The 23,896-nt window shown below is 71.3% G+C and carries 21 protein-coding genes and 3 pseudogenes; 5 read left to right on the forward strand and 19 right to left on the reverse strand.

Going from position 1 to position 23,896, the window contains the following annotated elements; translation table 11 throughout:
- Positions 1 to 12 precede the first annotated feature (12 nt).
- The 8 genes from AC792_RS09910 to AC792_RS09945 form a co-directional block, all read right to left on the reverse strand.
- Positions 13 to 828, reverse strand: coding sequence for a F0F1 ATP synthase subunit delta (locus tag AC792_RS09910; RefSeq protein ID WP_049830371.1), 816 nt, complete (start codon positions 826 to 828; stop codon positions 13 to 15).
- Positions 828 to 1,373, reverse strand: a complete 546-nt coding sequence (locus AC792_RS09915) for a F0F1 ATP synthase subunit B (RefSeq protein ID WP_049830372.1) — start codon at positions 1,371 to 1,373, stop codon at positions 828 to 830. Before AC792_RS09915 ends, AC792_RS09910 begins: the two co-directional genes overlap by 1 nt.
- A 39-nt stretch (positions 1,374 to 1,412) precedes the next feature.
- A complete protein-coding gene (locus AC792_RS09920) occupies positions 1,413 to 1,625 on the reverse strand; it encodes an ATP synthase subunit C (protein ID WP_049830373.1) in 213 nt (70 codons plus the stop codon).
- 62 nt (positions 1,626 to 1,687) lie between these two features.
- Entirely contained in the window at positions 1,688 to 2,497 is an 810-nt protein-coding gene (gene atpB, locus AC792_RS09925) for a F0F1 ATP synthase subunit A (RefSeq protein WP_049830374.1), read from the reverse strand.
- A 105-nt stretch (positions 2,498 to 2,602) separates the two neighbouring features.
- Positions 2,603 to 2,887, reverse strand: a complete 285-nt coding sequence (locus AC792_RS09930) for an AtpZ/AtpI family protein (protein WP_049830375.1) — start codon at positions 2,885 to 2,887, stop codon at positions 2,603 to 2,605.
- 1 nt (position 2,888) lies between these two features.
- Entirely contained in the window at positions 2,889 to 3,365 is a 477-nt protein-coding gene (locus tag AC792_RS09935) for a hypothetical protein (protein ID WP_049830376.1), read from the reverse strand.
- Between the two features lie 167 nt (positions 3,366 to 3,532).
- Complete coding sequence (locus tag AC792_RS09940) at positions 3,533 to 4,579, reverse strand: MraY family glycosyltransferase (protein WP_049830377.1); 1,047 nt, start codon at positions 4,577 to 4,579, stop codon at positions 3,533 to 3,535.
- Positions 4,576 to 6,546, reverse strand: a complete 1,971-nt coding sequence (locus AC792_RS09945; protein WP_082177636.1) for a polysaccharide biosynthesis protein — start codon at positions 6,544 to 6,546, stop codon at positions 4,576 to 4,578. Before AC792_RS09945 ends, AC792_RS09940 begins: the two co-directional genes overlap by 4 nt.
- A 192-nt stretch (positions 6,547 to 6,738) precedes the next feature.
- On the opposite strand from AC792_RS09945, the gene AC792_RS09950 reads away from it, so the two are divergent.
- Both AC792_RS09950 and AC792_RS09955 read left to right on the forward strand, forming a co-directional pair.
- Entirely contained in the window at positions 6,739 to 7,734 is a 996-nt protein-coding gene (locus tag AC792_RS09950) for a glycosyltransferase (RefSeq protein WP_049830378.1), read from the forward strand.
- Positions 7,731 to 8,684 carry an NAD-dependent epimerase/dehydratase family protein gene (locus tag AC792_RS09955; RefSeq protein WP_049830379.1) on the forward strand — a complete coding sequence of 318 codons (954 nt, stop codon included), beginning with the start codon at positions 7,731 to 7,733 and terminating at the stop codon, positions 8,682 to 8,684. The genes AC792_RS09950 and AC792_RS09955 overlap by 4 nt, the downstream gene beginning before the upstream one ends.
- A gap of 84 nt (positions 8,685 to 8,768) precedes the next feature.
- Here the strand turns inward: AC792_RS09955 and AC792_RS09960 are convergent, their stop codons facing one another.
- The 11 genes and pseudogenes from AC792_RS09960 to argS all read right to left on the reverse strand — a co-directional run bounded on the left by AC792_RS09960 (position 8,769) and on the right by argS (position 21,841).
- Positions 8,769 to 9,653 (reverse strand): L-threonylcarbamoyladenylate synthase, encoded by an 885-nt coding sequence (locus tag AC792_RS09960; protein ID WP_082177638.1) that lies wholly within the window; start codon positions 9,651 to 9,653, stop codon positions 8,769 to 8,771.
- Positions 9,654 to 9,719: 66 nt separating this feature from the next.
- The gene (locus tag AC792_RS09965; protein WP_049830380.1) at positions 9,720 to 10,625 is read right to left on the reverse strand and encodes a glycosyltransferase; all 906 of its coding nucleotides are present in this window, start codon (positions 10,623 to 10,625) and stop codon (positions 9,720 to 9,722) included.
- Positions 10,622 to 11,487: pseudogene (gene prmC / locus AC792_RS16465) on the reverse strand (peptide chain release factor N(5)-glutamine methyltransferase). The gene AC792_RS09965 and the pseudogene prmC overlap by 4 nt, the downstream one beginning before the upstream one ends.
- Before the next feature lie 2 nt (positions 11,488 to 11,489).
- Positions 11,490 to 12,569 carry a peptide chain release factor 1 gene (gene prfA, locus AC792_RS09975; protein WP_049830382.1) on the reverse strand — a complete coding sequence of 360 codons (1,080 nt, stop codon included), beginning with the start codon at positions 12,567 to 12,569 and terminating at the stop codon, positions 11,490 to 11,492.
- Positions 12,570 to 12,767: 198 nt separating this feature from the next.
- Complete coding sequence (rho, locus tag AC792_RS09980) at positions 12,768 to 14,546, reverse strand: transcription termination factor Rho (protein ID WP_442853613.1); 1,779 nt, start codon at positions 14,544 to 14,546, stop codon at positions 12,768 to 12,770.
- A 241-nt stretch (positions 14,547 to 14,787) separates the two neighbouring features.
- A pseudogene (locus AC792_RS18190) lies at positions 14,788 to 14,964 on the reverse strand (hypothetical protein); the annotation flags it as partial.
- Positions 14,965 to 15,224: 260 nt separating this feature from the next.
- Positions 15,225 to 16,217: a homoserine kinase gene (gene thrB, locus AC792_RS09985; protein WP_235436619.1), complete on the reverse strand. Its 993-nt coding sequence runs from the start codon at positions 16,215 to 16,217 to the stop codon at positions 15,225 to 15,227.
- Between the two features lies 1 nt (position 16,218).
- Positions 16,219 to 17,322 (reverse strand): threonine synthase, encoded by a 1,104-nt coding sequence (gene thrC, locus AC792_RS09990; protein WP_049830383.1) that lies wholly within the window; start codon positions 17,320 to 17,322, stop codon positions 16,219 to 16,221.
- Positions 17,323 to 18,654, reverse strand: a complete 1,332-nt coding sequence (locus AC792_RS09995) for a homoserine dehydrogenase (protein ID WP_049830384.1) — start codon at positions 18,652 to 18,654, stop codon at positions 17,323 to 17,325.
- Positions 18,651 to 20,198 (reverse strand): diaminopimelate decarboxylase, encoded by a 1,548-nt coding sequence (gene lysA, locus AC792_RS10000; protein WP_049830385.1) that lies wholly within the window; start codon positions 20,196 to 20,198, stop codon positions 18,651 to 18,653. The genes AC792_RS09995 and lysA overlap by 4 nt, the downstream gene beginning before the upstream one ends.
- A 2-nt stretch (positions 20,199 to 20,200) precedes the next feature.
- Positions 20,201 to 21,841 carry an arginine--tRNA ligase gene (argS, locus tag AC792_RS10005; RefSeq protein ID WP_049830386.1) on the reverse strand — a complete coding sequence of 547 codons (1,641 nt, stop codon included), beginning with the start codon at positions 21,839 to 21,841 and terminating at the stop codon, positions 20,201 to 20,203.
- Positions 21,842 to 22,044: 203 nt separating this feature from the next.
- Here argS and AC792_RS18195 point away from each other — a divergent pair, with 203 nt between their 5' ends.
- From AC792_RS18195 to AC792_RS10020, 3 genes and pseudogenes are all read left to right on the forward strand, one after another.
- Complete coding sequence (locus AC792_RS18195; protein ID WP_442853614.1) at positions 22,045 to 22,866, forward strand: FMN-binding protein; 822 nt, start codon at positions 22,045 to 22,047, stop codon at positions 22,864 to 22,866.
- Positions 22,754 to 23,458, forward strand: coding sequence for an FAD:protein FMN transferase (locus tag AC792_RS10015; protein ID WP_442853615.1), 705 nt, complete (start codon positions 22,754 to 22,756; stop codon positions 23,456 to 23,458). Before AC792_RS18195 ends, AC792_RS10015 begins: the two co-directional genes overlap by 113 nt.
- A pseudogene (locus tag AC792_RS10020) lies at positions 23,455 to 23,896 on the forward strand (oxidoreductase); the annotation flags it as partial. The gene AC792_RS10015 and the pseudogene AC792_RS10020, both read left to right, overlap by 4 nt.

The following is a 23,896-nucleotide window of genomic DNA, read 5'->3' on the forward strand; positions in this document are numbered from 1 at the left end:
GGCCGCGACGGCCTATCCCGCCAGCTTCCGGCGGAGCTCGGACAGGCGTGTCGCTACCGTCGAGTCGACCACTTCATCGCCGATGCTCACGCGCACACCTCCGACCAAGGATGGATCGATGGACACGTTGACCTTCAGGTCCCGTCCGTACATCGAGTTCAGACCGGACACCAGCTTGTCGTGCTGGACCTGGGTCAGCGGTCGCGAGACGCTGACCTCGGCGATCCACCGCTGCTGACGCGCGGCGACCAGCTCGAGGAAGCTCCCCACGAGTGCCGCCGGCTTGAGGCCGCGCGGCGATGCCACCGCCTGGGTGATGAGGAGCTGTGCGGCGTCCCCGGCTCCCGGCACCAGCTTCAGTGCGAGGGCGACACGGGATTCCGGGCTCGCCTGTGCTTCGGACAGCGCACGCTGGAGTCCGTGGTCGGAGGCCACCGTGGTGATGAACGCGTGGAGCTGGTCCTCGAGTCGCTCGAGACCCTCCGCTCCGGCTCCGCCCTGCTCCGCGACGGCGATGACCACCGTGGCGGCCAGGGTCTCCAGTGCGTCCCCGATGTCGCGCGGTGAGGCCCACCGCCCCGACGCCAGGTCCCGCACCACGCCGAGTGCTTCGGTGGACACCCGGCCCGAGATCAGCTGGTCCACCAGTACGGCCTTGTCCTTGCCCGTACGGGACGGATCCGTCAGGGCACGGCGCAGACCGGCATTGCTGTCAAGGATCTCGAGCACTCCGAAGAGATCCCGCGCGAGTGCAAGCGACGCCCCGGCGAGCCGTGGCTCGAGCTGCTCGCGTGCGGTGGCCAACGAGAGGCTTGATACACCTGCCATTACGTGGTTGCACCTGCGCTGTCGGACGCCTCGAGGTCGGCCAGGAAGCGATCCACCACGCGTGAGGAGAGCGCGTTGTCCGCGAGGGACTCCCCGACGATCCGGCTGGCGAGATCGGCGGCGAGCGTGCCCACCTCCGCGCGCAGTGCCACGGTGGCGGCCTGGCGCTCGGCCTCGATCTGCACGTGGGCCTGGGCCGTGATGCGCGCCGACTCGGCCGCCGCCTGCTCCTTCAGGTCCGCAAGGATCTGCGCACCCTCGGCCCGGGCTTCCTCGCGGATGCGGTTCGCCTCCGCACGCGAGTCCACGAGCTGCTGCTTGTACTCCTCGAGTGCGGCGTTCGCCTCGGCCTGGGCGGTCTCCGCCTTCGCGAGGCCACCCTCGATGGCCTCGACACGCTGCGTATAGATCTTCTCGAAGGCCGGTGCCACGTACTTGATGACGATGTACAGCAGGACGGCGAAGCCGGCGCCCGTCACCAAGATTTCCCAGGGGTTGGGAAGCAGCGGATTACCTTCAGCGGCCAGAATCACGATCTGGTCCATGTCTCACCCGTCCTAACTGGTCGATACTCGATGGTGCGTCTATCCGAGGATGAAGGCGAGAACCAGACCGAGGATCGCGAGCGCTTCGGTGAAGGCCAGACCCAGGAAGGCGATGGGCTGCAGGACACGCTGTGCTTCGGGCTGACGGGCCACACCGGTGATGTACGCGTAGAACACGAGACCGACGCCGATGGCGCCACCGATCGCGGAGAGGCCGTACCCGATTGCGTTGAGGCTACCTGAGATTTCCATTGTTTTCCTTTCAAGATGCCCGGGACGGGCAGGTTGTTTAAGGTTTTCCCCGGTGGGAAAGCTTAGTGTTCGTCCGCCAGTGCGCCCTGGATGTAGATCGCAGTGAGCAGCGTGAAGACGTAGGCCTGGATGACCATGATGAGTGCCTCCAGCATGTACATGGCCACGCCCCCCACCAGGACGAGCACGGAGGTCGCCTGGAGGAAGATGTTGTCCTGGAGGACCAGGAGGTACTCGATGCCGGAGCCTGCCAGCAGCACGATCAGGTGGCCGGCCATCATGGTGGCGAACAGACGGAGACTGTGCGTGATGGGCCGGACCAGGAAGTTCGAGATGATCTCGATGGGGATCAGGATGATCAGCAGCGGCCACGGGACACCCGAGGGCACCACGACCATCTTGAAGTACCCGATGCCGTGCTTGCGGATCCCGATGGTGATCCACAGGACGTAGATGATGCCCGCGAGCACGTAGGCGCTGCCGGGGTGCGAGAAGCTGGGGAGCTGGATGAGCGGGATGGCGCCGTAGATGTTGTTCACGAGCACGAAGAAGAAGACCGTGAACAGCAGGGGGACGAACTTCAGGAAGTCCCGCTGACCGATGATGTCCTTGCCGATCGAGTCGCGGACGAGGCCGTATCCCATCTCGCCCACCAGCTGGAGCTTGGAGGGAACCAGGGCCTGCTTCTTGGCGGCCTTGGAGAAGAACCACGCGATGATGACCACCGAGAGCAGGACCAGGATCATCTGCTTGCCCACGCCGGTACCGTAATCGGCGGCCCAGGGAAGCACGTCAGGGAGGTGGAGTTCATCCGTCGTGGGAGGGACGAAACCCTCTCCAGTTGTTGCGGCGGGGAGCGCAAGCGCGATCAACGCGTTTCCTCTCTGCAGTGTCCATCGTTGGGCATGAAGTCTGTGCGCGAAGAACACGCGTGAAGTCTTCGGGGTCTTGCTCGGGCGGTAGTACCTGCCACCGGATCACTCATCGCTTCCCCGGGGTCCCCGCGAAGGGTCCTGGGGCTTGGGACGGGTGAGGTGATGGACATGGGCCAGGAATAATCCGCCCGCTGCCCCGACAAGGGCTCCGACGAGCGCGATCCACCCCGTACCGAGCAGATTGTCCAGCCACCACCCTACCAAACTCCAGACCAGGATCCCGCCAAGGAGGTAGCTGAGGAGGCTGATCCCGGCGTTGTAATCACCGGTGCCCGCGGGGTCGGTGACATGGGGCTTCGCCCGTCGGTCGTCGTTCTCGCGGCTCATCTCACGTCCTTTCCTGCTCGGTGGATGCCTGGTGGTCGTGGTCCGGGAAGAGGGTCAGCCGGGTGAGCGCGAAGGCGCGGAGTTCGGCGATCTGCCACACCAGCACGGTGAGGAGCGCCGATCCCAGGAACCAGCCCGCCGCCAGCCAGTCGGGCCTGCCCAGCAGGAGCAGCACGGCCCCGAAGCCGATCACCTTGGCGCCGTAGGCCACGATGAACAGGCCCATGGCCAGCACGGGGTTCTCAGGACCACTGAAGTGGCCGATCAGGAGGGTGATCCCGGAGAACGCCACCACGATCACTGCGCCGAAGAGTGCGCTGCCTGCTCCGGCCCAGCCGTCGAGGAGGGCCGCGACCACGCCGAGCACCGTGACGCCGACGGCGGAGAAGGCCAGGCAGCGACGCAGCATCGAGAGCCACGGCGAACGGTTCCCACCGGTCGGGGTGGCGGCACCGGGATCGGTGTCGGATGGAGGCAAGGAAGGTTCCGTCCGGTCGGGGGAAGGCCAGGCGGGAACGGCTCACGATCACCTCCCGGGGGTGGTGATCTGCCGTGCGCACGCTTCCTCACTCTAACCCACGGCGCGCTCCCCGCGGCAGGGAGGTGCCCCGCTGCACCCCGGTCCGCGGCGGTGCCGCGGCAGGATCAGCGCTGCGACGGGTCCGCCGGGAGGACGTCCCGTGCGTTCTGCCGCCGCCGCACGGCGGCGAAGATCCGGGGCGAGTTCAGGTACAGCCCGACGACGACGGCGGCGAACAGGGAGACCGCGATCGCCTGCGGGGCCCGCGCCGTCGCCAGGACAAAGCCGGCGGCGCCCGTGAGGATCGAGAACACGGTGACGAGCACGGAGACCTGCACGTGGCTCAGGCCGGTGTCCGTGAGGCGCTGGTACACGTGCTGGCGGTGCGCCGCGTAGAGCCGTTCCCCGCGCCGCACCCGCTGCAGGAAGGTGGCGAAGGTGTCGGCCAGGTAGATGATCACCGGCGCGAAGAGGTACTCGAGGTACACCCCCGCGAGCAGACCCGTCACGGCGATAGCCGCGATGGACGCGCCGAGCAGGTAGCTTCCCACGTCGCCGAGGAAGACGAATCCGCGGCCGAGATTCCAGGGCAGAAAGCCGGCGAAGGCCGCGGCGAGGATCACCCCGGACACGGTGAGCCACAGTTGATCGCTGAGCAGGCCGGCCCAGGAGTAGAAGAGGCCCACCACCACGCCGTGCATCCCGGAGATCCCGTTGATGCCGTCCAGGAAGTTGGCCGCGTTGACGTACGTGGCGACGGCGACGGCGCCGATGGGGATCCACCAGTAGCTGCTGTCCTCGATCGTGGTGGCGAGCGTCGCGGTCCCGAGGGCGCCGATCAGGAGCTGGACACCCGCCCGTACCTTGATGGAGACGCCGCGGAAGTCCTCGATCCACCCGAGTACCGCGGCGGCCCCGACCATGCAGCCGATGATCACGACCAGGGACCGGTCCACGGCCACCAGTCCGGTGACGAGGGAGAGCACCAGCGCGATCACGATGGCGAGGGCCACGGCGACGCCCATGCCCCGGACCACGGTGACGGAGTGCGACGAGCGGTCGTTGGGGATATCCAGCACACCCCAGCGTCGCAGGAGCGGCTTCACGACGGCGGGGAGGGCGAGTGAGAGCCCGAGGGCGATGGAGCCGACGATCGGCAGCAGCGGGTTCATGCCCGCTCCTCGTCCGGCGCTGCGGGGTGGGCACCGGAGGAGCCGGCGGCGCTCGGGGGTGCCCCGACCCGTTCCTGCTGCGGTCGGTGGGGCAGCGGATCCCCGGGCGGGCTCCCGGGGTCCCCTGCCTCGATGCTCCGCCGACTCCCCCGGGCGAAGCCGCCCTCCGCCGTCCACTCCTGGAGGCTGAGCAGTCCCGGGTCCAGGGGCGCCACGGAGGTGTGCGAGATCTTCGGGTGCAGCGGACGGGAATCGGCCTCGCCCACCCCCATGAGGTCCTCGTGCATCTTCTCCCCCGGCCGCAGCCCGGTGAAGACGATGTCGATGTCCTTGCCCGACATCGCGATCATGCGCTGGGCCACGTCGAGGATCTTCACCGGCTCGCCCATGTCGAGGATCAGCTCCTCGCCGCCGGCGCCGATCGCCCCGGCCTGGACCACCAGCTGGCAGGCCTCGGGGATGGTCATGAAGAACCGCGTCACCTCGGGGTCCGTCACGGTGATCGGTCCCCCGCTGCGGATCTGCTCCGTGAACAGGGGCAGCATGGAGCCGCGGCTCCCGATCACGTTGCCGAAGCGGACGGAGACGTACTGCAGGCCGGTGCGTTCCGCGTGCCAGGAGGTCAGCTTCTCGGCCACCCGCTTGGAGTGCCCGAGCACGCTCGTGGGGTCCGCCGCCTTGTCCGTCGAGATGTTCACGAACCTGGTGACGCCCACCGCGGAGGCGGCCCGCAGCACGTTGAGGGTGCCCTGGACGTTAGTCTTCCAGGCCTCCTCGGGGTACTGCTCGAGGAGGGAGACGTGCTTGAGTGCCGCGGCGTGGAAGACCACCTCGGGCCTGCGGTCCTCGAAGATGTCCAGCAGGGCGTCCTTGTCCCGGATGTCCGCGAGCACGGTGTCCCGTCCGGTCAGCAGACCGCGCCCGGTGAGCGAGATCTGGGTGGACTGCAGACCGGTCTCGTCACGGTCCAGCATGATGAGTTCGGCGGGCTCGAACCCGGCGAGCTGACGGCAGAGCTCGGACCCGATCGAGCCACCCGCACCCGTGACCAGCACCCGCTTGCCGGCCACGTACCCGGCCACCTCGTCCGGGTGGATGTCCACCGGGCGGCGGCCGATGAGGTCCTCCACCGCGACCTCGCGGAAGTCGGCGATCGCCGCGCCGGCGGCGCCCAGCATGTCGCGCAGCGGGGGAAGCACCAGCACCTTGATGCCGAGACCCGCCACCAGGTCCGAGACCCGCCGCACTTGTGCCGCCTCCACCTCGGCGAAGGCGACGACGAGCACCGAGGCCCGCGTCCTCACGGCGATCTCGGGCAGGTCCTCGATGCGGCCGAGCACGGGGACGGTGGAGAGGCGGAGGTGCTTCTTCCCCTGGTCGTCGTCGATCAGGCCCACCGGGAAGTACGGCGATTCGGGGTCCTGCATCATGCGGCTCACCAGGGAGTTCCCGAGGAACCCCGCCCCGTAGATCAGGGTCCGCTGGGCGTCCTCCCCCGGTTTGGCCTTGCTCTCCACGTACATGCGTTTGAGGTAGCGCGTGGCGGCGAGGAACATGCAGGCGAAGGGGAACGCGATGATGCCGATGCTCCGCGGCACCTCGATCACGGTGAAGAACGCGATGCTCACGAGGACCAGGATCACGGCCACGATCACCGCCACGATCACCAGGAGCTTCGCCTCGTGGAAGCTCCCGAAGCTGTACCTCCCGCGGTACAGGGCGAAGCTGAGGCCCACGGCGAGCTGGGCGATCACGGCCACCGCGCAGAACACCGCGATGCCGTCCACGTTGATGTCGGAGACCAGCAGCTCGTAGCGCAGGATCAGCGCGAGGACGATCGCCACGATCCACGCACCGGCGTCGAGCAGGTACTGCGCCCACAGCCAGAGCGCCGGCTTGTCGCCGGAGGGGGCCGCGGCGTCGCCGTCGGGTGTCCGGGCGGAGGCCCGGCCTTCGAGAAGTCCCATGATTCCTAACGGTGTTGCGCAGACCGCCACCGCACTGAACCGGCGCGGCGCACCTGCGTGGAGCCCGCCCGGTCGCTGGGCCGCAGGGGCCGGAACACGGTGTAATAGACTGCTGGTACCCGAGAATACTAACTGCCCCGACTGTGCCGGAACCGTCCTCCACCGCGCTGGCGCGGCTCGGAAGGACCCCCGTTGCACGTCCCTGACGCCGGTACCGCACGCCTGTTCATCGTGGTGACCACGTTCAACCGTTCCGGGCACCTCCGTGACCTCCTCGCCTCGATCGCACTCCTGGACCCGGCTCCGGAGGCCGTGGTGGTGGTGGACAACGCCAGCACGGACGCGACGGCGGACCTGCTGCGGACCACGGAGCTGCCCGTTCCACTCGTCGTGGAGACGCTCCGGGAGAACCTGGGCGGTGCGGGTGGTTTCGCGGCCGGTATGGCCCGTGCCCTCCGGGAGGGCGCCGACTGGCTGTGGCTGATGGACGACGACGTCGTGGTGCTCCCTGACGCCCTCGCCTCGTTCGGTACCTGGATGCACCGCTACTCCTGCCTCCACGGCCGGCGCTACGACGCCGAGGGGCGCCCCTTCTTCTGGCAGCACCTCCTCGACGAGTCCCTCGGCGTCCATCTGCCGGTGCGGGGGGACGTCTTCGCACGCTCCCGGGTGTTCCACACCAACGTGGCCTGCTTCGAGGGGATGCTGATCGCCGCGCAGGTGGTGCGCGAGATCGGGCTCCCCGATGCGAGGTACTTCCTCAACGGCGACGACCTCACCTACGGCTGGCTGGTGTCGCAGCGGTACCCCGTGGCGTACGTGGACGCCTTCGTCCTGCGGAAGACCCGCGCCCAGCGGCAGCTGGACCTCGGGGTACGGCACCTCAACGACTCCAGCGATCTCTCCCGGTTCTGCGGCATGCGGAACCGGGGGCACCTGGCCCGCTACCTGCAGCTGCACGGCCGCCACCACCGTGTGGCGTTCGGTGTGGGCACGTGGCTCAGCGCGGCGAAGGAGCTGCTGCGGCTCGTCGCCGTGGAGCGATCGATTCACGGGGCCCCGCACATCTGGCACGGGTGGCGCGCCGCCCGCCGGATTCTGCGTGACGACACCTGGCAGCCGGAACCCCCGTTCACGGTTCCCGCGCCCGGTACCTCCGCGCTGCCCGTCGCGGGGGATTCCCGGTGACCTGGGTGGTGCTCGGCGGGTCGGGCTTCGTCGGCTCCGCCGTGCTCACGGCCCTGCGCGAGGCCGGGATCGGCGGGCGTGCCGTCCCGGCTTCGCGCCTGGGGACCTCCGCGGGAACACCCGCGGACCTCGTCGAGGAGGCCTCGCGCGTGGACATCACGGAGCTCTCGGGGCTCCTGGAGGGCGCGGACGTGGTGGTCAACGCCGCCGGGCTCGCCACACCGTCCGCCGGTGACGGCCCCGAGCTCGCGGGCGCCACCGCCCTCCTGCCCGCCGTCGTGCTCCGGGCCGCCGCCGCGGTAGGCGTACACCGCCTGGTCCACGTGAGCAGCGCGGCGGTGCAGGGACGCACGGCCCTGCTGGACGAGTCCTCCGCCGTCTCCCCGTTCTCCGCCTACTCGCGCAGCAAGGCGCTCGGCGAGCAGGCGCTCGCCCGGGCCGCCGGTGCCGCGTCGGACGTCTCCGTGGTCACGGTGCGCGCCACCTCCGTGCAGGGCGCCGGCAGACCGACGACGGCGGCTCTGGCGCGCCTCGCCCGCTCCCCGCTCGCCTCGGTGGCCGCGCCCGGCGATGCGGCCTCACCCGTCACCTCCGTGACGGCGCTGGCCGAGCTGGTGCTCTCGGTGGGACGGCACGACGGCGAGCTGCCACGGATCGTGCTCCAGCCGTGGGAGGGCCTGAGCGTCCGCTCGGTCCTCGAGGCGGCAGGCGGGCGCCCCCGGGTCCTGCCGTCGAGCCTGTGCCGGCTCGCCCCGCGGGCCGGCTCCGCCGCGGCGCAGGTGCTGCGCGGCCGGCCGGGCCGCCACGGCCGGCGGGTGGGGCTGACGTGGTTCGGGCAGGAGCAGGTCCCCGGGTGGGCGGTGGCGCACGATGCGGTGCCGGCACCGCGCGTCCGCGCGGTCCTGGCCGGGGCCGGAGCGGAGGGGACGCGGTCCACCCCGGCCGGATGACGGCCCGAGGGTCCGCGCCGGTGCATCCGGGAGCTCGTCCGGTACCTCCCGGGGAGGGCCACCCGTCACCGGAGCGGTGCTCGTTCAGGCGGTCGGTTCCTCCGGGGTGTTCCCCACGGCGCGGGGGCTCCCGGCCGCGTCGTCCCCGGGCGGGCCGGCAGGGGTCGGGCCGGTAACGCTCGAACCACTCGTACCCGGACCGGCGGTGCTCGCACGTTCCTCGCTCGGACCGCCCGCCGCGTTCCCGCCCGCAGCAGGTGCTGCCGGGTCCGGGTCCGATCCGCCCGCCGAGGACGGCGCCGCAGATCCGTCGGGTGCGTCGACTCCGAGGATCCCCGGCACCACCTCCCGCAACCGTTCCTCGGACAGGGTGCCCTGCCGCACGATCCGCAGGGTCTCGCCCGTCGCGTCCACGATGGTGGATCCCACACCGGCCGCGGCGGTGCGCGCTCCGGCGTCGAGGTACACGGCCACGGACTCGGCGAGCTGCTCCGCGGCCCCGGCCGCCGTGGTGGCTGCCGGGCGTCCGGTGCGGTTGGCGGAGGACACCGCGAGCGGGCCGGTGAGCCTGAGCAGTTCGAGGGCGAGGTCGTCGTCCGGCATGCGGAGCGCCACGGTGCCGAGGGCGTCGCCGAGGTCCCAGGTCAGGGAGGGCTGCGCGTGGCAGATGAGGGTGAGCCCGCCGGGCCAAAACGCCTCGGCGAGCCTGCGGGCGTCGGGGTGCACGTCGGTGGCGAGGCCGTCGAGGGTCTGCAGGCGCGGCACCAGGACGGGCGGCGGCATGTTGCGGCCCCTGCCCTTGGAGGCCAGCAGGGTGGCCACGGCCTGGGGGGAGAATGCGTCGGCGCCGATCCCGTAGACCGTGTCCGTGGGGAGCACGATGCACTGCTTGAGCGAGACGGCGCGCTGGGCCGCGGTGAGGCCCTCGCTCCGCTGGGCGGGGTCCGAGCAGTCGTAGCTGGTGGTCACGGGATCGTCCTTCCACTGGTCGTCATGGCGGCGCACCTCACGCGGCGCCGTCGTCGTTCGGGGGGCTCAGGGCGCGGGCGGCGGGCCGAAGCCCCTGCCCCGCAGGCCCGCCGAGTACGCGGCGAACCAGCCCCGTAGCCCTGACAGGTCACGGTTCATCAGGAAGTAGTACGGGAAGCCGATCACGTCCGCCCCGAACCAGCGCAGGCTCCGGTACTTCCGCGCGAGGTGGGCCCGGTTGCGGAAGTAGGAGAAGCGTTTGAACTCGCCGTCCGGGATCACCGGGGTGATGAAGCCCCCGAAGATCGGCTTCATCTCGTCCCAGGTGGCCGGGTGCCGCACGGCCACCGTGGCGAGCGTCCCGTACCTGAGCCCGGCCCTGCGTACCCGGGCCAGGAAGTCCACCTCGTCGCCGCGGATGAAGAACTTCATGTCCGGGAGCCCGATCGTGGCGAACACCTCGGCCCGCACCAGTGCGCCGTTGAAGAAGTGCACCATGTCCGGCAGGTACCCCATCGGCTCCAGGGCGGCGCGGTCGTTGGTCAGCCGTCCGTTGATCCGGAAGTTGAAGGAGAGCCGGGGTGGGTCCGACGTCGCCGCCACCAGCGGGCTCACCACGTCGAGGTCGTGCTCGTCCGCGGCGCGGAGCAGTTCGGCGAGGACCCTCTCGTCCTCCGGGTGCCCGTCGTCGTCCATGAGCCAGATCCACTCGGCGCCGCTGGCGATCGCGGCGAGGATCGCGAAGGGGACCCCGCCGGCCCCGCCCAGGTTCGCCTCGGAGCGCAGGTAGTGGATGGTTCCTCCCGCGGCGTCCACCACGGCGTCCGCGGGCCGCGTGCCGGAGTCCACGAGGGCGATGGTGGTGATCGGGGCGGTCTGGGTCCCGAGGGAGCGCAGGAGCTGCGCGAGTTCCTCGGGGCGGTCGTAGGTGACGGCGGCGACCGCCACGGTGCCCGGTCCGGCGGAGGTCATGGGAGGTCCTTCCGGGACGTGCCGGGTGCCTTGTCCCGGAGGACGGCGCTCGTGGCGCGGTCGCGACCGGTGAGGTCCTGGTGGGTGGTGATCGCGGTCCAGGCACCGGACCGCTCGAGGGGGGCCGCCGCGGGGGGGGCCGCGCCTCGGCGTGCTCCATCGCGAAGAAACCGCCCGGCACGAGCAGGCGGGCCGCGGAGGCCGCGGCCGCCCGCGGGAGGCCCAGCCCGTCCGCTCCCCCGCCGTAGAGCGCGAGCTCGGGATCGTGCTCGGCCACCTCGGGTTCGGTGGGGACGGCATCGGGCGGGATGTAGGGCGGGTTGGAGACCACGACGTCGAACGTGGCGTCGTGCTCCGGGAGCGCCGTCGCGAGGTCCCCCTGGGTCAGGTGGACACCGAACGGGGCGAGGTTCCGCGCGGCCCACGCCAGGGCCAGCCCGCTCAGTTCGACGGCGTGCACCTCCGCCCCCGGCACCTCGTCCGCCAGCGCGGCGGCGATCGCACCGGACCCCGTCCCGAGGTCCACGATCCTCGGCGCCGCGAGCGACGCAACGCGGTCCACCACCAGCTGGACCAGGCACTCCGTCTCCGGCCGGGGGACGAACACCCCGGGCCCCACGGCGAGGGAGATCCGGCGGAAGGGCGCGGTCCCGGTGAGGTGCTGCAGCGGGATGCGCCGCGCACGCTCGTCGACCAGTGCCTCGAAGCCCTCGGGCACCTCCGCCCCCGTGAGCGCGAGTGCCCGGAGCCGCCCCGGACCCACCCCGAGCAGGTGGGCGGCGAGCAGTTCGGCGTCCACGCGCGGACTCGGCACACCGGCCGCACGCAGCCGCCGCTCCGCGTCCCGCAGCGCTCGCTCCATGCCTACTCGTCCGTGCCGATGGCGTCCAGGCGGGCCTGCTCGTCCATCTCGATGGCGGACTGCACCACGGGCTCCAGGTCGCCGTTCATCACGGTGTCGAGGTTGTAGGCCTTGTAGCCGGTACGGTGATCGGCCACGCGGTTCTCCGGGTAGTTGTAGGTGCGGATGCGCTCGGAGCGGTCCATGGTGCGGATCTGCGACTTCCGGATGTCCGAGTTCGCGGCGTCGATCTTCTCCTGCTCGTGCGCCAGGATGCGGGAGCGGAGCACCCGCATGGCGGCCTCGCGGTTCTGCAGCTGCGACTTCTCGTTCTGCATGGCAACCACGATCCCCGTGGGCAGGTGGGTGATGCGCACGGCGGAGTCGGTGGTGTTCACGGACTGCCCGCCGGGTCCGGAGGAGCGGTAGACGTCGATCTTGAGATCGTTCTGGCTGATCTCCACCTCCTCGGGCTCGTCCACCTCCGGCAGCACCAGTACACCGGCGGCGGAGGTGTGGATCCGTCCCTGCGACTCCGTGACGGGCACGCGCTGCACGCGGTGCACGCCGCCCTCGAACTTGAGCCGCGCGTACACGCCCTCGGCGGGGTCGTTCGAGGACCCCTTGATGGCCATCTGCACGTCCTTGTACCCGCCGAGGTCGGACTCGTTGGCGGAGATGAGCTCGGTCTTCCAGCCACGCGACTCCGCGTAACGGGCGTACATGCGCAGCAGGTCGCCGGCGAACAGGGCTGCCTCGTCGCCGCCCTCACCACCCTTGACCTCGATGATCACGTTGCGGCCGTCGTTCGGGTCACGCGGGATCAGCAGACGGCGCAGACGCTCCTGCGCCGTGGCCAGCTGCTCCTCGAGCACCGGCACCTCGGCGGCGAACTCGGGGTCCTCGGAGGCCATTTCCCGTGCGGCCTGGAGGTCGTCGTCGAGCGCCGACCACCGGTTGTGCGCGTCGACGATCCGGCCGAGCTCCGCGTACCGCCGGCCGAGCCTGCGCGCCAGCGCCTGGTCGGTGTGCACGGCGGGATCGGCGAGCTGGTCCTGCAGCTCGGAGTGCTCGTCGAGCAGTCCCTGGATGGATTCGAACATCGGATGTACCTCTTTCGGCGTCTACCGCCAGTCTACGAAGATCGGGAGGACAGGTATGACCGGCGATCCGCAGGACACGCGGTCGTACGTGTCCTCCCGGCGGAACGGGCCGCAGCACGGCACACGGCTCAACGGACGACGCCGCCCGCCCTGACCCTCCGGAGGGGTGGTCAGGACGAACGGCGTCGGACGCTCGCGCTAGTCGGAGTCCTTGGAACCCAGCGTGGTCTTCTGGATCTGCATGAGGAACTCGACGTTGGACTGCGTGTCCCGGATCTTGTTGGTGAGCAGCTCGAGTGCCTGCTGGGTCTCCAGACCCGACAGCACGCGGCGCAGCTTCCACATGATCTTGACCTCGTCGGGCGAGAGCAGGTTCTCCTCGCGGCGCGTACCGGACGCGTTGACGTCCACCGCGGGGAAGATCCGCTTGTCGGCGAGGTTGCGCGAGAGGCGCAGCTCCATGTTGCCGGTGCCCTTGAACTCCTCGAAGATGACCTCGTCCATCTTGGACCCGGTCTCCACGAGGGCGGTGGCGAGGATGGTGAGCGAGCCACCGTTCTCGATGTTGCGCGCGGCACCGAAGAAGCGCTTCGGCGGGTACAGCGCCGCGGAGTCCACACCACCGGAGAGGATGCGGCCCGAGGCGGGCGCGGCCAGGTTGTACGCACGGCCCAGACGGGTCATCGAGTCCAGGAGCACGACGACGTCCATGCCCATCTCCACGAGGCGCTTGGCGCGCTCGATGGAGAGTTCGGCCACCGTGGTGTGGTCGTCCGCGGGGCGGTCGAACGTCGAGGCGATGACCTCGCCCTTGACCGTCCGCTGCATGTCGGTGACTTCCTCGGGACGCTCGTCCACGAGCACCATCATGAGGTGCACCTCGGGGTTGTTGATCGTGATGGCGTTGGCGATCGCCTGCAGGATGAGCGTCTTGCCGGCCTTCGGGGGCGAGACGATCAGGCCGCGCTGGCCCTTGCCGATCGGGGCCACGAGGTCGATCACGCGGGGGCCGATCTTCTTCGGGTCCGTCTCGAGGCGCAGGCGGTCCGAGGGGTACAGCGGCACCAGCTTGGCGAACTCGACGCGGTCCTTGAGGTCCTCGGCGGGCTTGCCGTTCACGGAGGTGACGCGCACCAGGGCGTTGAACTTCTGGCGTGCGCTGGCCTGGGTCTCGCCCTCACGGGGAGCGCGGATGGCGCCCACGACGGCGTCGCCCTTGCGGAGGTTGTGCTTCTTGACCTGGGCCAGGGAGACGTAGACGTCGTTGGGCCCGGGCAGGTAGCCGGAGGTCCGCACGAAGGCGTAGTTCTCGAGGACGTCGAGGATGCCCGCCACGGGCAGCAGGACGTCGTCGTCGGTAACCTCGACGTCGTCGACGTCGGGCTGGTTGCGGCCACGGCGGCGATCGTTGCGGTCGTTCCGGTCGTTGCGATCACGGAAGCGGCTGCTGCGGTCGTCGCCGCCGGAGCCGTTCCGCTCGTTGCGGTTCGCACGGTTGCGCCGGTTGCGACCGCGGCCCTCGTCCTCGGTGGAGTTCGCGCCCGACCCGGAGTTGCCCCGGTTGTCGCTGCGCTCGTTGCCGTTGCGGCCGTTGTCGTTCGAGGTGTCGTTGGAGCGCTCGTCGTCGCGCCCGTTGCGGGAGCGGTTGCGGCGCTCGTTGCGCCCCTCGCCCTGCTGTGCCTGCGGGGGCCGCCGCGCCGGTGCGGCCTCGGGGCGGGCCGCGCCCCGGGCCCCGGGGGCGGGGCCCGGGGATTCGGCCCCCCCCGCCTGCGTCTCGCTCGGGGCGCCCTGGGCGTCGGTGCGGTCCTCGCCGCGGCGGTTGCGGCGGGGGCGGGGGTTGCTGCCGCCGTTCTCACGGTCGCCGCGGTCCTGCCGCTCCCCCGCGGCGGCGTCGTCCGCGTTCGCGGGCGAGCCGGCGGCGGACTGCTCGGCGGCCGCAGGAGCTGCTGCCGGGGCGGCGGTGGCGGGGGCGGACACGATGCCGTCGCTGGCGGCGCGGCGGTTGCGGGTGCGGGTGCTGGGCTGCGCCGGCGGGCGCCGCCGGCTCGGCCTGCGCCGCCGGGGCCCGGGCCGTCGGGCCGCCCGCGGCGGGGCGTGCGGCCTCGGCGGCCCGCTCCGTGCGCGCGCTCGGGGTCTTCTGCCGGTCGGCCCCGGCTCCGCCGCGCTGGTGGTCGGAGATCGCGGAGACGAGATCGCTCTTGCGCATCCTCGAACCACCGGTGATGCCGAGCTGGCCGGCGAGCGCCTGGAGCTGTGCGAGCTTCAGGCCGGCAAGGCCGCTGCTCTTGGAAGTCGTTGCGCCGGGTGCTTCGGCGTCTTGGGTGGCCACACCTGGTAACAGGTCAGTGGTGTCAGTCACGAAGGATCCTTCCCCCTCGTCGGGCGGCCACCTCATCGGTGGTCCGCGGTGGTTTGCCCCGAGCCGCAGATCAATACGGGCGGGTTCCGACCGAACCGGGTCGATCCGGTTCGCGCCGAGCGTGCTGGAAGCCTGAGGATGTCCACGTGCGGAGGATCTGGTCCACACACGAGGATAAGATCGGAGGCTACACCGGAGGTCGTGCTACTGCTGATAAAACCTGCAGTTCCGCGGCGGTCTGGAGAAGAAGACGGCCTGCTCAACAGAAGCACTCGGTGATATCGCGTCGACGTGTATCACCCTCGGTGCATTCTCACCTTAGCACCTTCCCGATCCACCGGGAGACGGAGGATCCGCCAGTCCTGCGGCGTGTCCGCCGTCCGGACCGCGGCGCGCACAGCCTCCTCGGCCGCCTGCGCTCCCGCCTCGCCCACCGCCAGCGTCAGGACGCTGGGCCCGGCACCGGAGATGGTGCTGGCGAAGCCCGCCGCCCGCAGCGTCCGCATCAGGGTGGCGCTGGGCAGCATGGCCTGCGCCCGGTAGTCCTGGTGCAGCGAGTCCTGGGTGGCGGGGAACAGCAGGGACGGGTCGGCGCCGAGGGCGTGGACCAGGAGCGCGGCGCGCCCGGCGTTGGCGGCCGCGCTGCCGTGGGCCACCGACGGCGGCAGGAGGGCCCGCGCGGTCTCCGTGGACAGTGCGCGCCCGGGGACCGCCAGCACCGGGACGACGTCGGGGTGGACCGGCACCCGCGTGCTGCGGAAGACCCGGCCGCTCGACCAGGAGACGGCCAGTGAACCGAGCAGCGCCGGCGCCACGTTGTCGGGGTGCCCCTCGAGGGTCGCGGCCCACTGCAGGAGCCCGGCGGCGTCGAACCGGTCCTCGGCGGGGAGGAGAGCATCGGCTGCGAGCACTCCCGCGACGATCGCCGCGGCGGAGGACCCGAGACCGCGCCCGTGGGGGATCACGTTCGTGGTGTCCAGCTCGAGGCCGGGGGCACGGTGTCCCGCACGGTGGAGGGTGCTGATCAGGGCGTGGGCCACGAGGTGACGCTCGTCCGTGGGCAGAGCCTCCACCCCCTCGCCGGTGGCCCGCACCACGGTGCGCCCGGAGGTGGTGGTCCGCGCGCGGACCGTGTCGTACAGCGAGAGCGAGAGCCCGAGGGTGTCGAACCCCGGGCCCAGGTTGGCGCTCGTGGCCGGCACGGAGACCTCCACCTGCTGCCCCGGGGCGATCACCGGCAGGTCCAGTGCGGTACCGGAGGTCACGACGACCTGCTCCACCTCGGCCACGTCAGTCGTCGAGCCCGAGGGCGGCGGCGACGCTCACCACGTCGAAGTCCACCTTGGTGGGTTCGACGTCGGAGCCGTCGGCGGCGCGGAGGGCCCACTGCGGGTCCTTCAGGCCGTGCCCGGTGACGGTGATGACGATCGTCTTGCCCGTCGGCACGGCGCCCTCGGCGTGCTTCTTGATCAGCCCGGCCACCCCGGCCGCGGAGGCGGGTTCCACGAACACGCCCTCGCGGGCGGACAGCCACCGGTGGGCCTCGAGGATCTCCTCGTCCGTCACGGACTCGATGAGTCCGCCGGACTCGTCCCGTGCGGCCACGGCGTAGTCCCAGGACGCGGGGTTGCCGATGCGGATGGCGGTGGCGATGGTGTCCGGTTCGGTGATGGGGTGGCCCTTGACGAGCGGGGACGCGCCCTCGGCCTGGAAGCCCCACATGATCGGGGTGCGGGTGGCGACGGCGGGCAGCTCACCCGCGTGCATGGACTCGTACGGCGCGGCGTACTCCTTGTACCCCTTCCAGTACGCGCTGATGTTGCCCGCGTTGCCCACGGGCATCAGGTGGTAGTCCGGGGCGTCGCCGAGGACGTCCACCACCTCGAAGGCGGCCGTCTTCTGGCCCTCGAGCCGGGCCGGGTTCACGGAGTTCACGAGGAACACCGGGTAGGACTCCGCGAGCTTGCGGGCCACGTCGAGGCAGTTGTCGAAGTTGCCGTCCACCTGCAGCAGCTGGGCGCCGTGGGCGATCGCCTGGCTGAGCTTGCCCATGGAGATCTTGCCGTCCGGCACGAGCACGGCGCAGGTGATCCCGGCCTGGGTGGCGTAGGCCGCGGCGGAGGCGGAGGTGTTGCCGGTCGAGGCGCACACCACGGCCTTGGCCCCGGCGGCGACGGCGGCGGTCATGGCCATGGTCATCCCGCGGTCCTTGAAGGACCCGGTGGGGTTCATGCCCTCGACCTTGAGGTACACCTGGGAGCCGGTCAGCTCGGACAGGTGACGGGCGTGCACGAGGGGCGTCCCGCCCTCGCCGAGGGTGACCACCTGGGTGTCCTCGGTCACGGGCAGACGTTCGGCGTATTCGCGGATGACTCCGCGCCACTGGTGGGCCACTTAGATTCCCTCTACTCGGAGCACGGATGAGACTGCGGTGATGACGGCGAGCGCGGCGACCTGCTGCACGGTGGCGGCGAGCGAGGCCTCGGGTGCACGGTGCGTCACGATGCGCAGCTCGGCGGTGGTGGCGCCGTCGGGCCCGCGCTGGTGGATGCGCTGCCGCATGGTCTCGATGGACACGCCGTTCTCGGCGAAGATCTGCGCGATCCGGGCGAGCACGCCGGGCTGGTCGGTCACCTGGAGGGAGATGCAGTAGCTGGTCCGCACGGTGTCCATGCTCAGCGCGGGGACGTGGCCCGTGGTGGTCTCCGTGCGGCCGGGGCCGCCGAGCACCATGCGGCGGGCGGCGCTGACGACGTCGCCGAGCACGGCCGACGCCGTGGGCGTGCCTCCCGCACCCTGACCGTAGAACATGAGTTCCCCGGCGTTCTCCGCCTCGATGAACACCGCGTTGAAGGCCCCGCGGACGGAGGCGAGCGGGTGCGAGCGCGGCAGGAGGGTGGGGTGCACGCGGACGCCCACGCCGGCTTCGCCGGCGTCGTCCTGGAGCTTCTCGGCGATCGCGAGGAGCTTGATCACGTAGCCGTCCTCCGCGGCGGCGGCGATGTCGTCGGCGGTGACCCGGGTGATGCCCTCGCAGTACACGTTCTCGAGCGCGAACCGGGTGTGGAAGGAGAGCGAGGCGAGGATCGCGGCCTTCGCGGCGGCGTCGTGCCCCTCGACGTCGGCCGTGGGGTCCGCCTCGGCGTACCCGAGGTCCTGGGCGGCCTTCAGCGCGTCGGTGAACTGCGCACCCGTGGAGTCCATCTGGTCCAGGATGTAGTTCGTGGTCCCGTTGACGATCCCGAGCACGCGCGTGATGCGGTCCCCGGAGAGGCTGTCGCGGATGGGCCGCAGGATCGGGATGGCCCCGGCGACGGCGGCCTCGTAGGAGAGCTGCACACCCGCGGCGTCGGCCTGGGCGTAGAGCTCGGGGCCGGCTTGGGCGAGGAGGGCCTTGTTCCCGCTCACCACGGTGGCGCCGGGCGAGACGGCGCGCGTGATCAGCGACTTCGCCGGTTCGATCCCGCCCATCAGCTCGATCACGATGTCGGCGTCCTCCACGAGCGACTCGGCGTCGAGGGTCAGCAGGCCCGCCGGGAGCTCGACGTCGCGCTCCGCGTCGAGGGACCGCACCGCGACCCCGACGAGCTCGAGGGGTGCACCGGCGCGGCGGCCGAGGTTCTCGGCGTCGTCGAGGAGGATGCGGGCCACCTGGGAGCCCACGTTCCCGCAGCCGAGGAGGGCCACGCGCAGAGTGGTGACGGGGGGCGTCGCTGATGAGTTCATGCTGTCCGGGTGTCTCCTGTGTCCGTGCTGGATGCTGCGGGTGCTCGCTGGACGTCCCTGCGGAAGAGGTCCTCCTCCGTCTCGCCGCGGAGGATCAGCCGGGCGGCGCCGTCGGCCACCGCCACGACGGGCGGTCGCGTCAGGTAGTTGTAGTTGCTCGACAACACCCAGCAGTACGCACCGGTGGCCGGCACGGCGAGGAGGTCACCGGCCCCGGTGTCCTCGGGGAGGTAAACGTCCCGCACCACGATGTCACCGCTCTCGCAGTGTTTCCCAACCACCCGGGAGAGCACGGGGTCCGCCCCGGGGGCCCGGGAGGCCAGGACGGCCGAATAATCCGCGCCGTAGAGCACCGGGCGCGCGTTGTCGCTCATCCCGCCGTCCACCGACACATACCGCCGCGGGTGCGTAACGGATGTGTCCTGCACCACCTCGGAGCCGTTCGCGGACGCATCCACGCGCACCGTCTTCGTGGTGCCCGCGGTGTACAGGGTGAAGGTGGTGGGCCCGGCGATGGCACGCCCGGGCTCGATCGAGATGCGGGGCACCGTCAGCCCGAGCTCGCGGCAGGTGGAGCCGACGACGCCGGCCATGGCGCGCGCGATCTCCGCGGCGGGGCGGGGCTCATCCGCCTCCGTGTAGGCGATGCCGTACCCGCCGCCGAGGTCCAGCTCGGGGAGCTCGACGCCGTGGCGGTCGCGGACCTCGGCCAAGAAGGCGAGGAGCCGCTGCGCGGCGAGCTCGAAGCCCTCGGGTTCGAAGATCTGGGAACCGATGTGGCAGTGCACCCCGAGCAGGTTGATGCCCGGGTGGACCAGCGCGTCGGCGACCGCGCGAGCGGCCGGGGAGGAGCCGGCGTCGTCGTCCTGCGTGCCGTCCTGCCCGGGACCCTGCTCGGTCGTCAGGGACAGGCCGAACTTCTGGTCCTCGTGCGCGGTGGCGATGAACTCATGGGTGTGCGCGTGCACGCCGGGGGTGAGCCGCAGCATCACGTTGGCCTGCCGGCCGCGCTCCACGGCGAGATCGCCCACCAGTGCCACCTCCTGCAGGCTGTCCACGACGATCCGCCCGAGGCCCGCGTCGATGGCCCGCACGATCTCCGCTGCCGACTTGTTGTTGCCGTGGAGCCCGAGCCGGGAGCCGGGCATGCCGGCGCGCAGGGCGACGGCGAGCTCCCCGCCGGAGCAGGTGTCCAGGCCCAGCCCCTCCTCCCGGACCCAGTGCGCCACCTCGGTGCAGAGGAAGGACTTCCCCGCGTAGAAGACATCCACTCCCCCGCACAGCTCCGCGAAGGCGTCGTCGAACGCGTCGCGGAACATGGCGGCCCGGGCGCGGAAGTCCCGCTCCGACATCACGAACAGCGGCGTCCCGTACTGCTCGGCCAGCTCGGTGACGGACACGCCGTCGATCCGCAGGACGCCGTCCGGCCCGCGCTCCACGTCCTCGGCCCACAGCTTGGCATCGAGTCGGGCCTGGTCCTCGGGGACGGACAGCCAGTCCGGGGCCAGGGGTGAGGCGTGGGGGGTCACTGCCGTACCGGTCATGCTCACATCCTTTCCGGCGCGGAGACGCCGAGGAGGTCGAGGCCGTTGGCCAGCACCTGCTGCGTGGCGTTGTTCAGCCAGAGGCGCGAGCGGTGCACGTCCTCCACGGGAGCCTCGCCGAGGGGTGCCACCCGGCAGGCGTCGTACCAGCGGTGGTAGGTCCCGGCGATCACCTCGAGATGGCGGGCCACCCGGTGCGGTTCGCGGAAGGTGGCGGACTGGGCGACGACGCCGGGGAACTGCCCGAGCGCGGCCAGCAGGGCGCCCTCGGTGGGGTGGCTCAGCGAGGCGGCGTCGAAGCCCGAGGTGTCCACCCCCGCCGACACCGCGTTCCGGGCGACGGCGTGCGTGCGGGCGTGGGCGTACTGCACGTAGAACACGGGGTTCTCGTTGGTGTTCTTCTTCAGCAGCTCCGGGTCGATCGCCATGGCGGAGTCCGCCGGGGAACGTCCCAGCGAGTACCGCAGTGCGTCCTTGCCGAGCCAGTCCAGCAGGTCACGCAGTTCGATGATGTTGCCTGCGCGCTTGGAGAGCCGGGCACCGTTGACCGACACCATCTGGCCGATGAGCACCTGGATGTTCTCGTCCATGTCGTCCCCGGCGCAGGCGGCGATGGCCCGGAGGCGGCCGATGTACCCGTGGTGGTCGGCGCCGAGTAGGTAGATCTTCTCGGGGAACCCGCGGTCCTTCTTGGACAGGTAGTACGCGGCGTCCGAGGCGAAGTAGGTGGGCTCGCCGTTGCTGCGGATGAGCACGCGGTCCTTGTCGTCCCCAAAGTCCGTGGTGCGCAGCCAGATGGCGCCGTCGAGGTCGAACACGTGACCCTGCGCGCGCAGGCGCTCCACCGCCTGGTCCACCGCGCCGCCGTCGTGCAGCGCGGACTCCGAGAAGAAGACGTCGAAGTGCACGCCGAAGTCCGCCAGGGTCTCCTTGATGTCCGCCATCTGCGCCTCGTAGGCGAGGTCCCGGACCACCGGGAGAGCATCGTCGTCGGGCAGGTCCGCGACGTCGGGACGCGCGGAGAGGACGGTCCGGCCGAGATCGGCGACGTACTCGCCGGGGTACCCGCCCTCCGGTGTGGGACGTCCCTTGATCGAGGCGAGCACGGAGGCGGCGAAGTTGTTCATCTGCGTGCCGGCGTCGTTGATGTAGTACTCGGCCGTGACCTCCGCGCCGCTGGCCCGCAGCACGCGCGTGATGGAGTCGCCGAGGGCGGCCCAGCGGGTGTGCGCGAGGTGCAGCGGGCCCGTGGGGTTCGCGGACACGAACTCCATGTTGATCGTCCGGCCCGCGAGCGCGTCGTTGGTGCCGTAGGCCGGCCCGGCCTCCACGATGGTGCGGGCGAGCCCCCCGGCGGCACCGGCGTCGAGCGTGATGTTGAGGAACCCGGGTCCGGCGATGTCCACGCTCTTCACGCCCTCGATCCCGCCGAGACGCTCGCTGAGCCGGGAGGCGAGCTCACGGGGGTTCATCCCCGCCTTCTTGCCGAGCTGGAGGGCGATGTTCGTGGCCCAGTCCCCGTGCTCCCGGTTCTTCGGTCGCTCCACCCGCACCTCGGCGGGGAGGTCGACGGCGAACTCGCCGGCCTCGACGGCGTTCCGGAGGCAGGCGGAGATGGCGGTGGAGAGTTCTTCGGGAGTCACCGCTCAAGCATAACGGCGCGGCTCCCGGCACCCGGTGCCCGTGCCGCCGACCCCGGGACCGGGACGAGCCGTCCTGGGCGCGCCGTGCAACGAATAATGGAGGAGAGCGTTGAACTGATGACACGGCAGCGTCCGTGGAACCGTCCGCCGGATCAGTCCCACCGCTTCTTCCCGGCTCTTCCCCTCTGACGTAGGAGTTCACCGTGACCGTCCCAGGCCCCCTCCGGGCACCCTCCCCCTCCACCCCGCGCGGGGTCCTGTTCGCCAGGCCCCTGCTCACCGGCCTGGCGGTCGTCTCACTCCTCGGCGCCGCAGGATGCGCCGGGGCGGACACCCCGGGGACGGCCACCACCCCGGACGCGCAGACCCCTGCCGCACCGGCCCCGGGCGCCTCCTCCGACCCCGCCGCTGCGGGGACGGACGCGGCCGGCGGTGGCGCGGCGGCCTCCGACCAGGTCTACGGGGACGGCACCTACACCGAGACCGGCTCCTACCAGTCCCCGGCGGGCCCGGAGGAGGTGGGCGTGACCCTCACCCTCGAGGCCGACGTCGTCTCCGGCGTCGAGGTGGAGCCCATGCCGGACAATCCCACCACCACCGAGTACCAGGGACGTTTCGCGAGCGGCATCGCCGATGCCGTGGTGGGCAAGAAGCTCGACGAGCTGTCCGTGGACAAGGTGGCGGGATCGTCGCTGACCAGCGGCGGCCTCAACGACGCCGTGGACAAGATCAAGAGCCAGGCCCCGCTGGAGCGCGATGACGGACCCCTTCGATTTCGTGGCGACCGGCACGCGCGGGCGGGGGGGCAGCGGGGCGCCCCGGGCCCCCGCCCTGCGGGGCGGGGGGCTGCGCCTCGTGGAGGAGTACGACGCGCTGTACTCCCGGTTCCGCCCCGATTCCGGTGTCACCCGCCTGGCCTCCGACGGCGGGTCCCTCGCCCTCCCACCGCACGGCGCGGAACTCGGCCGGTTGCTGCGGACCCTGTACGAGCAGACCGACGGCGGTGTCTCACCGCTGATCGGTGACCGTCTCGCCGATGCCGGGTACGACGCCGGCTACTCCTTCACCCGGAGCGCCCCACCGTCCCCCGCGCGGCGCTGGGACCGGATGCTCACCTGGACCGACGACGGCGTGCACCTCTCCGAGCCGGCGGTCCTGGACGTCGGCGCCGCGGGGAAGGGCCAGCTCGTGGACCTCGTGCTGGAGTTCCTGATGGCCCGGGGACACCAGGAGGTGCTGGTGGACGCCGGCGGGGACATGCGGCGCGCGGGCGGCGGCAGCATCACCGTCGCGCTGGAACACCCCTACGACCCCACCTCCGCCGTGGGGACGGTTCAGCTCGGCTCCGGTGCGCTCTGCGCCTCGGCCTCGAACCGGAGGGCCTGGGGCGACGGCCTCCACCACGTGCTCGACGCGCGGACGGGCCGCACCGTGGACACCGTGGTGGCCACCTGGGTCCTCGCCGAGGACGCCATGACGGCGGACGGGCTCTGCACGGCACTCTTCCTCGCCGATCCCGCGGTGCTCGCGGGGACCTTCGCCTTCGACTACGTGCTCATCCACTCGGACGGCCGCGCCCGGTACTCCACCCCACTCGCAGGAGCCCTGTTCACATGACCACCGCACTCGACCGCCTGCTGGGCAGGATCACCATGTACCGGCTCACGCTGGTCCTCCTCCTGGTCCTCACGGCCCTGGCCCTGACGCTCTCCTTCGCGGGACTGCTCGCCTTCACGCCGCGCGAGCTCGGCGGCACCCTGGCGGCGGCCGTGGGCGGCACCTTCATCGGCACCCGGCTCCTGGCACTGATCCTGCGCCTGCGTCCGCACGCCGATTCCTCCCTGCTCACGGGTCTGATCCTCTTCTTCGTCATGTTCCCCTCGGACACCGCGGCCGGTCTGGGCGGCATCCTCGTGGCGGGGCCCGCGGCCGGCGCCTCGAAGTGCGTGCGCGCGGTGCGCGGCCGCCACGTGTTCAACCCGGCGGGGGCGGGTGCCGCCGTGGCCACGCTGCTGGGCGTGGGAGCGGCGGGGTGGTGGGTGGCCAACGTGTACC

This window comes from Arthrobacter sp. RIT-PI-e, assembly GCF_001187915.1.
Classification (GTDB): Bacteria; Actinomycetota; Actinomycetes; order Actinomycetales; family Micrococcaceae; genus Arthrobacter_D.